This is a genomic window from Mycobacterium sp. ST-F2, assembly GCF_001905655.1.
Classification (GTDB): Bacteria; Actinomycetota; Actinomycetes; order Mycobacteriales; family Mycobacteriaceae; genus Mycobacterium.
Genome location: NZ_JMHT01000074.1, coordinates 40,974 through 55,700 on the forward strand (window position 1 = coordinate 40,974; position 14,727 = coordinate 55,700).

Annotated in this window: 12 protein-coding genes; 7 read left to right on the forward strand and 5 right to left on the reverse strand. The window is 67.4% G+C overall.

Annotated elements, in window-relative coordinates; translation table 11 throughout:
- Positions 1–11 precede the first annotated feature (11 nt).
- The 4 genes from EB75_RS25065 (at position 12) to EB75_RS25080 (ending at position 2,920) form a co-directional block, all read left to right on the forward strand.
- Positions 12–995: a nitrilase-related carbon-nitrogen hydrolase gene (locus EB75_RS25065; RefSeq protein WP_073697957.1), complete on the forward strand. Its 984-nt coding sequence runs from the start codon at positions 12–14 to the stop codon at positions 993–995.
- A gap of 11 nt (positions 996–1,006) precedes the next feature.
- Positions 1,007–2,017 (forward strand): agmatine deiminase family protein, encoded by a 1,011-nt coding sequence (locus tag EB75_RS25070; RefSeq protein WP_073697990.1) that lies wholly within the window; start codon positions 1,007–1,009, stop codon positions 2,015–2,017.
- Between the two features lie 152 nt (positions 2,018–2,169).
- On the forward strand, positions 2,170–2,445 hold the full coding sequence (locus tag EB75_RS25075; protein ID WP_073697958.1) for a DUF3303 domain-containing protein: 276 nt from the start codon (positions 2,170–2,172) through the stop codon (positions 2,443–2,445).
- Positions 2,446–2,482: 37 nt separating this feature from the next.
- A complete protein-coding gene (locus EB75_RS25080) occupies positions 2,483–2,920 on the forward strand; it encodes a VOC family protein (RefSeq protein ID WP_073697959.1) in 438 nt (145 codons plus the stop codon).
- Here the strand turns inward: EB75_RS25080 and EB75_RS30220 are convergent.
- From EB75_RS30220 to gabT, 4 genes are read right to left on the reverse strand one after another with little or no spacing between them, the layout of a single operon-like run.
- Complete coding sequence (locus tag EB75_RS30220) at positions 2,907–3,434, reverse strand: hypothetical protein (RefSeq protein WP_353651661.1); 528 nt, start codon at positions 3,432–3,434, stop codon at positions 2,907–2,909. The genes EB75_RS25080 and EB75_RS30220 overlap by 14 nt on opposite strands.
- Positions 3,435–5,498: an NAD-glutamate dehydrogenase domain-containing protein gene (locus tag EB75_RS25090; protein ID WP_073697960.1), complete on the reverse strand. Its 2,064-nt coding sequence runs from the start codon at positions 5,496–5,498 to the stop codon at positions 3,435–3,437.
- 53 nt (positions 5,499–5,551) lie between these two features.
- On the reverse strand, positions 5,552–7,006 hold the full coding sequence (locus tag EB75_RS25095) for an NAD-dependent succinate-semialdehyde dehydrogenase (protein WP_073697961.1): 1,455 nt from the start codon (positions 7,004–7,006) through the stop codon (positions 5,552–5,554).
- Complete coding sequence (gabT, locus tag EB75_RS25100; protein WP_073697962.1) at positions 7,003–8,343, reverse strand: 4-aminobutyrate--2-oxoglutarate transaminase; 1,341 nt, start codon at positions 8,341–8,343, stop codon at positions 7,003–7,005. Before gabT ends, EB75_RS25095 begins: the two co-directional genes overlap by 4 nt.
- Before the next feature lie 178 nt (positions 8,344–8,521).
- Here gabT and EB75_RS25105 point away from each other — a divergent pair, with 178 nt between their 5' ends.
- Both EB75_RS25105 and EB75_RS25110 read left to right on the forward strand, forming a co-directional pair.
- On the forward strand, positions 8,522–10,315 hold the full coding sequence (locus EB75_RS25105) for a biotin carboxylase (RefSeq protein ID WP_286150314.1): 1,794 nt from the start codon (positions 8,522–8,524) through the stop codon (positions 10,313–10,315).
- A 47-nt stretch (positions 10,316–10,362) separates the two neighbouring features.
- Positions 10,363–11,547 (forward strand): serine hydrolase domain-containing protein, encoded by a 1,185-nt coding sequence (locus EB75_RS25110; RefSeq protein WP_073697963.1) that lies wholly within the window; start codon positions 10,363–10,365, stop codon positions 11,545–11,547.
- Positions 11,548–11,565: 18 nt separating this feature from the next.
- Here EB75_RS25110 and EB75_RS25115 read toward each other — a convergent pair whose 3' ends face one another.
- Positions 11,566–12,582: an AraC family transcriptional regulator gene (locus EB75_RS25115; protein ID WP_073697964.1), complete on the reverse strand. Its 1,017-nt coding sequence runs from the start codon at positions 12,580–12,582 to the stop codon at positions 11,566–11,568.
- Positions 12,583–12,701: 119 nt separating this feature from the next.
- On the opposite strand from EB75_RS25115, the gene EB75_RS25120 reads away from it, so the two are divergent.
- Positions 12,702–14,723 (forward strand): fatty acid desaturase, encoded by a 2,022-nt coding sequence (locus EB75_RS25120; protein WP_073697965.1) that lies wholly within the window; start codon positions 12,702–12,704, stop codon positions 14,721–14,723.
- The last annotated feature ends 4 nt before the right edge of the window (positions 14,724–14,727 follow it).

Sequence of the window (14,727 nt, forward strand, 5' to 3'; positions counted from 1 at the left end):
GAGTCCCGCTGATGATCACCCTGACCGCCACCGCACCCGAGCCGCTCTCCCGCAGCACCGAGTCGACGCGACCCCCGGTACGGGTCGGCCTGGTGCAGCACCGCTGGCGTTCCGATGCGGACGAGCTGGCCAAGGTCCTGCGCGACGGCATCGACCGGGCGGCCGGCGAGGGCGCCACTCTGGTCTGCCTGCCGGAGATCACGCTGCTGCGGTACCCCGCCGACACCCCGGCCGGCCCCAACCCGGGCGACACCGCCGAGGACCTGCTCGAGGGCCCGACGTTCGCGCTCGCCGCCGAGGCGGCCCGCGCCAACGGCGTCTTCGTCCATGCGTCGCTGTACGAAAAGGCCCCCGCTGCAGACGGTTTGGGCTTCAACACGGCGATCCTGGTGTCACCGTCGGGTGAGCTGGCCGGCCGGACCCGCAAGATGCACATCCCGATCTCCGCCGGTTACTACGAGGACACCTACTTCCGGGCCGGCCCGGCCGAGGGCAACCCGTACCCGGTCTACGAGCCGGCGGGGCTGGGCGCCAAGCTGGGCATGCCGACGTGCTGGGACGAATGGTTCCCCGAGGTGGCCCGCAACTACTCGCTCGGCGGTGCCGAGATCGTCGTCTACCCGACGGCCATCGGTTCCGAGCCGGTCTTTCCCGCCTTCGACACCCAGCCGCTGTGGCAGCAGGTCATCGTCGCCAACGGCATCAACAGCGGCCTGTTCATGGTGGTGCCCAACCGCACCGGCGACGAAGGCGCCGTGACGTTCTACGGTTCGTCGTTCATCTCCGACCCCTACGGCCGGGTGCTGGTGCAGGCGCCGCGCGACGAAGAGGCGGTGCTGGTCGCCGATCTGGATCTCGACCAGCGGCGTGACTGGTTGGAGCTGTTCCCGTTCCTGCTGACCCGCCGGCCCGACAGCTACGCCGCGCTGACCGCGCCGGTCGATGTCCAGCGCCCGTACGGTGCCGGCCACGAAGCCACGGCGGTCGTGAAGTGACCCGCTATGTGATGCCTGCCGAGAGCGCGCCGCAGGACCGGGTATGGATGGCGTTCCCCTCGGAAGGTTATTCGTTGGGGGACAACGAGACCGAACACCACGAGGCGCGTTCGACCTGGGCGGCCGTCGCGCACGCGGTGCTGGAGTTCGAGCCGGTGACCGTGGTGGTGGACCCCGCGGAAATGGCTGCCGCGCGGCGCTATCTGTCCGCCGAGGTCGACATCGTCGAGGCCCCACTGAACGACGCCTGGATGCGTGACATCGGACCCACGTTCGTGCACGCCGACGACGGTTCGGTGGCCGCGGTGGACTGGGTCTTCAACGGTTGGGGCGCCCAGGACTGGGCGCGCTGGGATCGCGACGCGAAAATCGGTGCCGCAGTGGCTGATTGGGCCGGGGTGCCGGTGGTCAGTTCCAACCTGGTCAATGAGGGCGGCGGCATCCAGGTCGACGGGCAGGGCACAGTGCTGGTCACCGAGACCGTCCAGCTCGATCCCGGCCGGAATCCGGGTGCCACCAAGGCCGATATCGAAGCCGAGTTGGCCCGCACCCTTGGCGCCACGCACGCCGTCTGGTTGCCGCGTGGCCTGACCCGTGACTCAGAGCGGTTCGGCACCCGCGGCCACGTCGACATCGTCGCGGCCATCACGTCCCCGGGGCGCCTGCTGCTGCACGCGCAGCATTCCGACGCACATCCGGACCACTTGGTGTGCAAAGAGATTCGCGAAGCTCTCGCTGACACGACGGATGCCGCGGGCCGGCCCTGGGAGATCGTGGAACTGCCCGCTCCGGAGCTGTTGACCGACGCCGAGGGCTACGTCGACTACAGCTACATCAATCACCTGGTGGTCAACGGCGGCGTCATCGCGTGTGCGTTCGGCGATCCCCGCGACGCCGATGCGGCCGCGATCCTGGCCGAGCAGTACCCCGGCCGCCGGGTGGTCAGCGTCGACGCCCGGCCGCTGTTCGAGCGCGGCGGCGGCATCCACTGCATCACACAGCACCAGCCGTCGGCGCAGTGATCTGATCTCAGCCGTTTGGCTGATGCTCAGCTGCCCGAGTGGTGCTTTATTGAACTCATCGCCCCATGGACGCCGCTGATGTTCGGGAGGTCGCGACGGCTCCTCGGCCGCGACACGCAGTGCCCGACAAGTGACTTCAAAGGCGGCTTCTCATGAAATACCTGGTGCAATGGCATGCCATCGATCCGGCCCGGATGCGGGCGACGGCCGAACACTTCCTGCAGACGGGGGCAAAACCGCCCGACGGAGCTACCCAACTCGGCAGGTGGTTCGGCCTCAACGGCAGCGGCTGCTCGGTGATCGAGGCTGCTGACGCCAAGCCGGTGTTCGAGCTCATCTCCGAATGGCAGGAATATCTCCAGATCGAAGCCACCCCGGTACTCGAAGACGACGAGTTCGGGGGCATCGTGGCCAAGCTCTACGGGTAGCGCGTTTGATCGGGGCCGTGCTGGGTAGCATCCCGGCATGGCGATCAAACTCGAGAACGTCGGCATCGCTGTGCGCGATCTCGACGCGACCATCGCGTTCTTCACCGATCTCGGACTGACCGTCGTCGGTCGTACCACCGTCAGCGGTGAGTGGGCCGACACGGCCGTCGGCCTCGATGGCAACCACGCCAACATCGCGATGCTCGAGACGCCGGACGGCCATGGTCGCATCGAGCTGTTCGAGTACATCCATCCCGAGGCCATCGAGTCGGAACCCACGCGTCCCAACGACATTGGCATGCACCGCGTCGCGTTCTCGGTCGACGACATCGATGCCGCACTCGAGATCGCCGCGCGGCATGGCTGTCATCCGCTGCGAGGCGTGGCGACCTACGAGGACATCTACAAACTCACCTACGTCCGCGGGCCCAGCGGCATCATCGTGATGTTGGCCGAGGAGCTCAAGAAGAGCTGACCGCCATCAGCCGGCTGACCGCGGCGCTCACCCGGTCGCGGTTGCCGTCGCCGTTGCGCAGCACCCACGATGTCAGGTGCTCGAGCAGCTCGCGGATTTCCAGCAGTGCCTGAATGCGCCCGCTCTCATCGGTTTTGCCGGTCAGCACCTCGGCCCACAGGGCGTCGAGATCGAGGATGTCGCGCACCGTCGCGTAGGCCATCGCCACTTGCGACGTGCTCACCGACAGGCGTTCCTGCATGCGGTAGATGGTGCCCGGGCCGACGCGGTTGATCAGCTCACCGGCGACCGACGTCGCGACGATCTCGCGGCGCAGCGGATGATTCGCGATCTCGGTCCCGGCGTGCGCAGCGATGGTGGCGGGGAAGTACTGCTGCAGCCGGCCGACGAACATCTCGTGGTCCGGCACGTCGGAGGCAAGCAGTTCCCGCGACACCAGGTTCTTGGATTGCGCCAGCAGCACCGCGATTTCGGGCCGGGTCAGTCCGAGTCCGACGAGCCGGCGGCGATCCAGTTACTGCTTCGACGGCAGACCTTCGACGTCGGGATCGACACCGGCCTCGTCCTGCAGGTTGCCGATGAGCCGCACGTGCCGGTCCAGCAGGGAGCCGGCCTCGGCGGCAGCCATGCTGATCGCCAGAATCTGGTCGGCGTTGTCGGCCAGCACCCGGGCCGCGACATCGTCGGTGGCGCCGGCGAGCAGCGCATTGCGTTGCGCCGTGGCGATGTTGCCGGAGTCCAGCGCGATCTTGAGGTTGACCTCGAGATCCGAGGTGGCGACACCCGCGGCGTTGTCGATGAAGTCGGCATTGACGCGGCCACCGTTCAGCGCGAACGCGATCCGGGCCTGCTGCGTCAGTCCCAGGTTGCCGCCCTCGCCGATCACCTTGCAGCGCAACTGCGATGCGGTGACGCGCACCCGGTCGTTGGCCTTGTCCTGAGCGTCGGCGTCGGTCTCGTCATCGGCGCGGACGTAGGTGCCGACGCCGCCGTTCCACAGCAGGTCGACCGGCGCCCGCAGCACGGCGTTGATCAGCTCGTCGGGCGTGCATTCGGTGGCTTCGATGCCGAGGGTCGTCCGGGCCTGCGCCGACAGCGGGATCGACTTGGCGGTGCGCGGCCACACGCCGCCGCCCGCCGAGATCAGTGCCGGGTCGTAGTCCTGCCAGCTCGAGCGGGGGAGCGCGAAGAGCCGCTCGCGCTCGATGAACGATGCCTCGGGGTCCGGATTCGGGTCGAGGAAGATGTGCCGGTGGTCGAAGGCGGCCACCAACTTGATGTTGCGGGACAACAGCATTCCGTTGCCGAACACGTCGCCGGACATGTCGCCGATGCCGGCGACGGTGAACGGGTCGACGTCGATGTCGTGGCCGGCCTCGGCGAAGTGCCGGCGTACCGACAGCCACGCGCCGCGGGCGGTGATGCCCATGGCCTTGTGGTCGTAGCCTGCCGAGCCGCCCGAGGCGAAGGCGTCGCCGAGCCAGAAGTCGTACTCGGCGGCAATGGAATTGGCCAGATCGGAGAAGGTCGCGGTGCCCTTGTCGGCGGCCACCACGAGATACGCGTCGTCGCCGTCGGGGCACACGGTGCGGTCGGGATGCACGATCTTGCCGTCGACGATGTTGTCGGTGACGTCGAGCAGGCCGCGGATGAAGGTGCGGTAGCCCGCTGCAGGATCAACGGACGTGGGATCGGCCGCGGTCGACCGCAAGACGAAGGCACCCTTGGCGCCGGTCGGCACGATCGGGGCGTTCTTCACGGCCTGCGTCTTCATCAGGCCCAGCACCTCGGTGCGGAAGTCCTCGGCGCGGTTCGACCAGCGCAGGCCGCCGCGGGCGATGGCGCCGCTACGCAGGTGCACGCCCTCGACGGAGTCCGAGTGCACGAAGATCTCGCGGTAGGGGACAACGGGTCCGGTGATGGACAGGCGGGACGAGTCGATCTTGAACGACACGTAGTCCTTGGGGCTGCCGTCGGGTCCCACCTGGAACCAGTTGGTACGCAACGTCGCGCTGACGAACGCGTGCAGCGCCCGACGGATCCGGTCGTCGTCCAGTGAGGTGGCGGCGTCGACAAGGCCGGCAACGTCGCGGTCCGCCTGCTCGACATCAGCGGCTGCGTCAGGGTTGAAGCGGGCGTCGAACAGCACCAGCAGCGCGTTGACGAAATCGGGTGCGGCCACCAGGGATTCGATGATGTAGTCCTCGGAGAACCCCAGTCCCGTCTGCCGCACGAACCGGCACGCCGCACGGATCAGCACCGCGCGGCGCCAGTCGATACCGGCCGAGGCGATGAGCATCGCGTAGCGGTCGACGGTCCAGTGCCCCGCGATGGCTGCCTCGCAGGCCTGCGCGACCAGGTCGCGCGTCGAGTCGGTGAGCGAAAGGTCGCCGAACTCGTAGCAGTGTCCGTTGTCGTCCGCGTGGTAGGAGGCGACCCGCAGGCCGAAGTGCTCGAACATCGCGCAGACATCGGCGAGCAGCGGCGGGTGCCCGGGCCAGCGTATCAGGGCATGCATTTGGGCGTGGTTGTTCAGCCCGTCGGCGTCGGAAGACACCCGGGCAGCGTTGATCTGCATGGGAGGACTACTCCGGTCTATTTATTTGGAGGTCTGTTTGTTTGGAGGGGGAGTTACTGCAGGGCAATGTATTTGGTCTCGAGGTATTCCTCGATGCCCTCGCTGCCGGCCTCGCGGCCGATGCCGGATTCCTTGATGCCGCCGAACGGTGCCGCCACATCGGAGATGACGCCGCGGTTGACGCCCACCATGCCTGCTTCGACAGCCTCGGCGACCCGCAGGGCCCGGTCCAGGCCCTTGGTGTAGATGTACGCCGCGAGGCCGTACTCGGTGTCGTTGGCGGCGTCGATGCCGGCCTGCTCGCCGTCGAATCCGATGATCGCGGCGACGGGTCCGAAGATCTCCTCGCGCAGGAGGCGGGCGTCGGTGGACACGTCGGCGAGCACGGTCGGCGGGTAGAAGAAGCCTTCGCCTTCAACGGGTTTGCCGCCGGTGGCCACAGTGGCGCCCTTGCTGATGGCGTCCTGTACCAGCTCGTCGACCGTCGCCCGCTGCTTGGCGGTGATCAGCGGCCCGACCTGGCTGCCGGCCTGGTCGCCCGGCCCGGTGGCCAGTGCGGCCATGCGGGCGGCGAGCTTCTCGGTGAACTCGGCGCGCACCGCGTTGTCGACGTGGATGCGGTTGGCGGCGGTACAGGCCTCGCCCATGTTGCGCATCTTGGCGGCCATGGCGCCGTCGACCGCGGCGTCGAGATCAGCGTCGTCGAACACCACGAACGGCGCGTTGCCGCCGAGTTCCATCGAGGTGCGCAGCACCCGATCGGCGGACTGCGCCAACAGCTTCCGGCCGACACCGGTGGAACCGGTGAAGGTCAGCTTGCGCAGGCGCGGGTCGGCCAGCAGCGGGCCCGTCAGTCCGGCGGCATCGGTGGTCGGCAGGATGGACAGCACACCGGCCGGCAGCCCGGCGTCGGCGAACACCTGGCCCAGCAGCAGCATGGTCAGCGGGGTCTCGGCCGCCGGCTTGACGATCATGGTGCAACCGGCTGCCAGCGCCGGCCCGATCTTGCGGGTGCCCATGGCGAGCGGGAAGTTCCACGGCGTGATGGCCAGGGTGGGGCCGACGGGCTGCTTGGTCACCAGGATGCGGCCGTTGCCGGTGGGCGACTGCGTGTAGCGGCCGTTGATCCGCACCGCTTCTTCGGCGAACCAGCGCAGGAACTCGCCGCCGTAGTTGACCTCACCCTGGCTCTCTGCCAGGGGCTTGCCCATCTCCAGAGTCATGGTCAGGGCGAAGTCGTCGCGGCGTTCCATGACCAGTTCCCAAGCGCGCCGCAGGATTTCGGCGCGTTCGCGGGCCGGGGTGGCGGCCCACGATGCCTGCGCGGCGACGGCTTCGTCGAGGGCGCGGGCGCCGTCGGCGGGGGAGGCGTCGGCGACCTCGATGAGCACGGCGTCCGTGGCGGGGTCGTGCACGGCGAACCGGGCTCCGGTGGATGCGGGGACCTGCAGGCCGCCGAGCCACAGCTCGGTGGGCATGGACTCCAGCAGTGTGGTGCGGTCGATCATCGGGCTGCCGCCATTTCGCGCACGATGTCGCTCAGGACGGCGATGCCCTCGTCGAGCAGTTCGTCGCTGATCACGAGCGGCGGGAGCAGGCGGATGATGTTGCCGTACGAGCCACAGGTCAGGAGGATGACGCCGCGCTTGAAGGCCTCTGCCGCAATGGCTTTCGTCAGTACGGGGTCGGGCTCATTGGTACCCGGTTTGACGATCTCGATGGCCAGCATGGCGCCGCGGCCGCGGACGTCGCCGATTACTCCGGTGTCGGTCAGGGCCCGCAGCTTGGGCACCACCGAGGTTTCGATGGCGCGGGCGCGGGCCGGCAGGTCCATTTCGGCCATGGCGTCGAGCGTGGCGAGGGCCGCGGCGCAGGCGACGGGGTTGCCGCCGTAGGTGCCGCCCAGGCCGCCGGGGTGCACGGCGTCGAGCAGGTCGGCGCGCCCGGTGATGGCGGCCAGCGGCATGCCGCCGGCGATGCCCTTGGCCATCGTAATCAGATCAGGGATGATTCCTTCTTGCTCGGAGGCGAACCACGACCCGGTGCGGGCGAAGCCCGTCTGCACCTCGTCGGCGATGAATACGACACCGTTTGCCTTACACCAATCAACAAGGGTGGCAAGGAATCCCGGCGCGGGCACGATGAATCCGCCCTCGCCCTGTACGGGCTCGATGATCACCGCGGCCAGCGAGGCGGCGCCGATCTGGGTCTCGATGCGGCTGATGGCGGCCTTGGCCGCGGCTTCGCCGGTCAGTCCGTCGCGGTACGGGTAGGAGGCCGGCATGCGGTAGACCTCCGGGGCGAAGGGACCGAACTGGCTCTTGTAGGGCATGGCCTTGGCGGTCAGCGCCATGGTCATGTTGGTGCGGCCGTGGTACGCGTGGTCGAAGGCGACGACGGCCTGGCGGCCGGTCGCCAGGCGCGCGACCTTGACGGCGTTCTCGACGGCTTCGGAGCCCGAGTTGAAGAATGCGGTGCGCTTCTCGTGGTCGCCGGGCGTCATGGCGTTGAGCCGCTCCGCGAGCTCCACGTAACCCTCGTACGGGGTGATCATGAAGCAGGTGTGCGTGAAGCGGGCGGCCTGCTGCGCCACCGCCGCGGCGACACCGGCGTGCGATGCGCCGACGCTGGTCACGGCGATGCCCGAACCCAGGTCGATGAGCGAGTTGCCGTCGATGTCGACGATGACGCCGCCGTCGGCATCCGCGGCGTACACCGGCGCCGAGGAGCTGACGCCGGCGGCGACGGCGGCCTGCCGCCGCGCTGACATTTCGCCCGATCGCGGACCGGGCAGAGCGGTGACGATATTGCGCTTCTGCGCCAGGCGATAGGTGATGTCGGTCATCGGTTGCTCCTGGTGATCGAACGGCTTGTGTACTGCCGATTCTGTTCGGTTCGAGCCGGAATGACCATGTCCATCATGTTGATATGAAGATGGTTCGGCGCGCCATTTTGTCGTGTGTGTCGCGGCGCCGCCGAAACCACACTGTGAACACCGCCAACGACACGACCAGGGGTGAACAGTGACCGAACCAACTCGCCGCACCACAGCCCGCGGCACGCGCGCCGCCAAGGCCACGACCACGGTGAAAGCGCCGGCCAAGACACCGGTGAAGGCTTCGGCCAAAGCCCCGGCCAAGACTGCGGCGAAGACTCCGGCCAAGGCGCCGGTCAAGACTGCGGCCAAGACCCCGGTCAAGACTGTCGCGAAGACCCCGGCCAAGCGGGCCGTCACCCGTACCGTCAAGGCAGCCGCCGACGTGACGCCCGTCGTCCCGTCACCGGCACCCGAGGTCAGCGTGGGGACCGACGCCGCATTCGCGTCGTCGCCCTCCTCGACGCGGCACCTGCGGAACATGCGCAATATCTCAGAAGTCCGGCACTTCTTCCGCACCAACGACGTGCCCATCTACTTCGTCGGCGCCACCCCGTTCAACCTGCTGGGGCTGGACCGCTGGGTGCGCCGGTTCTCGTTCGTCACCTACTACGACGGCTGGGACGGCTCGCATCCGCACGTGTTCAGCCCCCAGCACAAGCCCTACCGCGAGTTCGAGAGCGGCGAGGAGATCAACAACTGGCTGCTGCGCAATCCCGAGGTGCGCGCCCACATGCAGCGTGGCCTTGCGCCGGGCGTCCGGCCCAAGGTGGCCATGGTGTTCTTCGACGCCGAGACCGAGGCCATCTGCGCCGAACTCGGCTACGACCTGATCCTGCCGCCGGCCGCGCTGCGCGAGCACCTGGACTCCAAGCTGGTCACCACCCGGCTGGGCAACGAGGCCGGCGCCCCCAGCGTGCCCAATGTGCTGACCAAGGTCGACAGCTACGAGCAGCTCACGGCCGCGGCCGAAAAGGCCGCGTTGGGCAATGAACTCGTCGTGCAGACGCCGTACGGCGACTCGGGCAAGACGACCTTCTTCATCTCCTCGGAAGCCGACTGGCGCAAGCACGCGCCGCACATCGTCGGTGAGGACATCAAGGTGATGCGCCGGATCAACAACCGGCCCGTCGCCGTCGAGGCGGTGCTGACCCGGTGCGGCACCATCGTCGGTCCGTTCATGAGCGAGCTGACCGGCTATGGCGAACTGACCCCGTACCGCGGCGGTTGGTGCGGCAACGAGATGTACCCCGACGTGCTGACACCTGAACGCCGCGCTGCGGCAACGCAATTGGTGCGACGGCTCGGCGACCGGCTGGCGGCCGAGGGTTACCGCGGTTACTTCGAGGTCGACGTGCTGATCGACACCGATGACGGCGAGGTGTACCTGGGCGAGCTCAATCCCCGCATCAGCGGCGCGACGTCGATCACGAACGTGACGGCTGGGGCTTACGCCGACGTGCCGTTGTTCCTGTTCCATCTGCTGGAGTACATGGACGTCGACTTTGATCTCGACGTCGACGAGATCAACGAGCGCTGGGAGCAATTGGCGTCCGCCGACGTGTGGAGCCAGATGGTGATCAAGGAGACCAGCGATACCGTCGAGCAGCTGGTCAGCACCCCGGCGACCGGGCACTACGCGCTTGACGCCAACGGCGCGTTGGTGTTCCGCCGGGCCGCACTGGACTGGCATCAGTTGCAGGATGAGTCCGAGGCGTTCTTCCTGCGGATTTACCCGGCCGGTGACTACCGGTGGAAGGGCGCTGATCTGGGCGTACTGGTGACCAAGGGCCGGTTGCAGTGGGACGCCGCGCAGGGCGGCACCGCGCTGACCATCCGCGCCCGGCACCTGATCGACTCGATCCGCGCGTTGTACCGCGGAGTTCCCTTGGCGCAGCCCGGGGCACCGGCGGTCCAGGGCGGGGGAGCGAAGTCTCTATGATGAGGGCATCGCGCCGGCTGAATCGGCGTCGGGCGACAGGAGCGGCCGTGCTTGGTGCAGACCCCGGCCGCACCCCGTCCGCGATCTCGCTGGCGAACTGGCAGTCCGCGCCGCACCTGCACTGGTCGTTCCAGCACGTCGCCGAATTGCTGCCCACCGCAACCATTTCCCGTGGTGCGGGGCCGGTGGCACCGCTGCCCGCGGCCCAGTCCGACGTCTCGGCCATCGCGGTCACCCTGCCCGACGGTGCACCGTCGACAGTCGGGCAGGTCATGGCGGCGACCGCCACCGACGGCTGGATCGTCACCCACCGCGGCCGGGTGCTCGCCGAGCAGTACTACGGCGGCATGCAGCCCGACACGGCGCACCTGCTGATGTCGGTGAGCAAGACACTGGTGGCCGCGGTGGCCGGTGCGCTCGTCGGTACCGGTGCGCTCAACGTCGACGCGCTGGCCTCCGATTACGTTCCGGCGCTGGCCAATTCCGGCTACTACGGGGCGACGGTCCGGCACCTGCTCGACATGCGCTCGGGCATCGCGTTCTCCGAGGACTACCTGGACCCCGCCGCCGAGGTGCGGGTGCTGGAACAGGCCATCGGGTGGGCGCCGCGGACACATCCCGACGTTCCCGGCACCATGTACGACTTCCTGCTCACCCTGCGGCAGAAAGTGCCGCACGGTGGACCTTTCGAATACCGTTCGTGCGAAACCGATGTGCTCGGCTGGGTGTGTGAGGCCGCGGCCGGCACCCGGATGCCCGAGCTGATGTCGCAGCTGGTGTGGAGCCGCATCGGCGCCGCCCACGATGCGAACATCGGCATCGATTCGATGGGCAGCGGCATGTTCGACGGCGGCATCAGCGCCTGCCTCACCGATCTGGTGCGGTTCGGTTCGCTGTATCTGGGCGACGGGGTCTCGCTGCTGGGTGAGCAGGTGCTGCCTGCCGCCTGGATCGCCGATACCCTTGCGGGAGGCGCGGATTCGCGCGAGGCGTTCGCCTACAGCCCGGGCGACAACCGGATGCCCGGCGGCATGTACCGCAACCAGGTCTGGTTCCCGTACCCCGGCAACGATGTGCTGTTGTGCCTGGGCATCCACGGCCAGATGATCTACGTCAACCGCCCCGCGGGTGTCGTCGCCGCCAAGCTGTCCAGCTGGCCGCTGCCGCAGCACGCCCACATGCTGTTCTCCACGCTGAATGCCTTCGACGCGGTGGCTGCCGCGCTGATGTGACCCGGGTTTCGGGCCGAGCTACTTCCGCGCCCTGCGGAAGTAGCTCGGTGCCGTGCCTTCCCAGCGCTTGAAAGCGTGGGTGAAGTTGGCCGTTTCGGCGTACCCCAGGTGCCGGGAAATCTCCTCCACCGAGAGGTCCTGCTGAAGCAGTTCGACGGCGAGGTGGCGGCGCACCTCGTCGAGTAACGCGCGATACGACGTGCCTTCGGCCGCCAGGCGACGGCGCAGGGTACGCGAATCGATGTGCAATTCGTCGGCTATGGTCTGCATCGCCGGTAGTTCACCGGGATTGTGCAGCAACCGGCTGCGGACCTGGCCGGCGACGCCGACGCGAGACAGCCTGCGTTCGAGCAGGTCTCGACACTGCTGTTCGAGCTTGCGCGCTGTGTTCGCGTCGGCGAGCGGCGACGGCATGTCCAGAACGTCGTGGCGGGCGGCAAGACGGTTGGTGCGCTGACCGCAGCGTACGTCGGATCCGGCTAGCCCCCACAGTTCGGCGAGCTTCGCGGCGCGCTCGGAATCGAGCGTGGTCTCGACCCACGTCGGCGTCAGCGCGAGGTGGGCGCCCTGTGTCGCGGCCACGAATCCGGCGAGGTCCCGCTCGACGATGAAGGACCGCACGTCCTTGGGTAGTTCGCTGTCGTCGGCGATGAGGTAGCCGTACTCGTCGTCGGTCTCCACCGAGAACCGCAGGTGCGTGGGAGACAGGGCCAAGTAGGGCAGGATCAGTTCCACGCCCTGGCGCAGCGTGGGACTGGCCAGGATCAGGAAGCCGAGCAGGCCTGCGCGTCCCAATGTCGAGTGCAGCCCCACCTCGATGCCCACGCCTGGTCTATCGCCAAGTCCCGCAATGATATTGCGTATGACATCGAATTCCTGGTGAGCCCAGATCTCGGCGTTCTCGTCGTCCAGTTCGGCCTCGGTCAGTCCGCTTCCCGCCAGGCAGTCCGCGGCCGTCATGCCGTGTGCAATTCCGCCCTGCACCATGATGCGGACGCCTTCGGTGCCCCGCGGCACCGCCCAGACCGGGGCCATTCCCACTGTCCGAAAATACCAAATCGTCGTCCCGTTGGAACATTCAATCGCGTAGGCCCCGTCCGTAGCGTTTTCTCCGGACGCAACCAACGGTGGTTGCCTGAAAGACGGAGTGTCGAATGCCGCCAATTGATGTGGTCGACCGGGCAGACAGCCAACCCGCTACGCGAACGGCGCTGCCGGATCCCGGCGAGCAGGTGCCCAAGCTGGCATGGCCGACGGTCGCGCTGTTCCTCGCGGGAGCCGTGGCATTCGTTGCGTCCACCGTGGCCTACCTCGTCGGCGCCGCGCCGACGTGGGTCCCCATCGTCGTCAATGCGGTGGTGACCTTCACGATGTTCACCGTTCTCCACGACGCGGTGCACTACGCGATCAGCTCCACCCGTTGGGTCAACGGGTTGGTCGGACGGTTCGCGGTGTTGTTCGTCCAGCCGATGATCTCTTTTCCCTCGTTCGGCTTCATTCACATTGAGCACCACCGGCATTCGAACGACGACGAGAACGATCCGGATACCTTCGCCTCCCATGGGCCGGTGTGGCAGCTGCCGTTCCGCTGGGCAGTGCTCGACGTCTTCTACGGTGGCTATCTGATTCGCAAGATACGTAGTCGACCGAAGGCGGAGATCGCCGAAACCTTGGTGTGCGCGACTCTTTCGGTGGTCGGACTCATTGCCGCGATCATGTCGGGCCACTTCTGGACACTGGCCGTCGTCTTCATCATCCCGCAGCGGATCGCGGTGGTCGTCTTGTCGTGGTGGTTCGACTGGATGCCGCACCACGGTCTGGAGGACACCCAGCGCAGTGACCGCTATCGGGCGACTCGCGCCCGCGTCGGTATGGAGTGGCTCTACACCCCGTTGATGTTGTCGCAGAACTACCACCTGGTGCACCACCTGCATCCGTCGGTGCCGTTCTACCGGTACACCAAGACCTGGCGCCGTAACGAGGAGGCGTACCTGGACCGTAACTCCGCGATTTCCACGGTGTTCGGTCAGGAACTCGACTCCGACGAATTCCGGGAGTGGAAGCAGCTCAACGGAAAGCTCGGTCGACTGCTACCGGTTCGGATGCCGGCCCGCTCGAGTTCCCCGCACGCGGTATTCCACCGGATTCCGGTGGCTGCGGTCGATCCGATCACCGCGGACAGCACCTTGGTGACCTTCGCAGTGCCGGAGGCGCTGCAGGATCAGTTCCGCTTCGAACCGGGTCAGCACGTCTCGGTGCGCACCAACCTCGGTGGCGAAGGTGTGCGTCGGAGCTACTCGATCTGTGCGCCGGCCACGCGGGCGCAGCTGCGGATCGCGGTGAAACACATTCCGGGAGGGACGTTCTCGGGCTTTGTGGCCGACCAGCTCAAGGCCGGCGACGTCCTCGAGGTGATGACCCCGGCGGGCAGTTTCAGTTCCGCGCTGCATCCGCTGCATCGGAAGCACTATGTAGGTCTGGTGGCCGGCAGCGGTATCACGCCGGTGCTGTCGATCCTGGCCACCGTCATGGAGCTCGAAACCGAGAGTCGCTTCACTCTCATCTACGGCAACCGAGACAAGGAATCGACGATGTTCCGCGTCGAACTCGACCGCCTCGAATCCCGCTATGCCGACCGCCTCGAAATCCGGCACGTGTTGTCGAGCGAGCCGCGGCACATCCCGGAATTGTCCGGCCGCATCGATGCGGAACGGCTGACTCGTTGGCTCACAACGGATCTTCGTCCCGACACGGTGGACGAGTGGTTCCTGTGCGGCCCGGCCGCAATGTCCACTGGTGCGTACGAGACGTTGATCGAGCGCGGCGTGGACCCGGAGCGCATCCACCTCGAGCTGTTCACGGGCTTCGACCGCGCCGATGCGCCTGCGCGTGACTACCAGCCTGCAACCGTCACCGTGCAATTGTCCGGAAGGAAACAGACTTTTGACCTACGCGCCGGCGACACGATCCTGGAAGGCGCACTGCAAACAGGTAGCAGCGCACCGTACTCCTGCATGGGTGGCGCGTGCGGTACCTGCCGGGCCAAACTGCTCACTGGCACAGTCGACATGGACCAGAATTTCGCCCTTGGGCGCAGCGACCTCGACGCCGGCTACATCCTCACCTGCCAGTCGCATCCGACCAGCCCGACTGTGTCGGTCGACTACGACGCCTGACGGC

Coding starts and splice junctions, on each gene's coding strand:
- EB75_RS25065 (WP_073697957.1), top strand. CDS start 12: ATGATCACCCTGACCGCCACCGCACCCGAGCCGCTCTCCCGCAGCACC.
- EB75_RS25070 (WP_073697990.1), top strand. CDS start 1,007: ATGCCTGCCGAGAGCGCGCCGCAGGACCGGGTATGGATGGCGTTCCCC.
- EB75_RS25075 (WP_073697958.1), top strand. CDS start 2,170: ATGAAATACCTGGTGCAATGGCATGCCATCGATCCGGCCCGGATGCGG.
- EB75_RS25080 (WP_073697959.1), top strand. CDS start 2,483: ATGGCGATCAAACTCGAGAACGTCGGCATCGCTGTGCGCGATCTCGAC.
- EB75_RS25090 (WP_073697960.1), bottom strand. CDS start 5,498: ATGCAGATCAACGCTGCCCGGGTGTCTTCCGACGCCGACGGGCTGAAC.
- EB75_RS25095 (WP_073697961.1), bottom strand. CDS start 7,006: ATGATCGACCGCACCACACTGCTGGAGTCCATGCCCACCGAGCTGTGG.
- gabT (WP_073697962.1), bottom strand. CDS start 8,343: ATGACCGACATCACCTATCGCCTGGCGCAGAAGCGCAATATCGTCACC.
- EB75_RS25115 (WP_073697964.1), bottom strand. CDS start 12,582: ATGGCCCCGGTCTGGGCGGTGCCGCGGGGCACCGAAGGCGTCCGCATC.
- EB75_RS25120 (WP_073697965.1), top strand. CDS start 12,702: ATGCCGCCAATTGATGTGGTCGACCGGGCAGACAGCCAACCCGCTACG.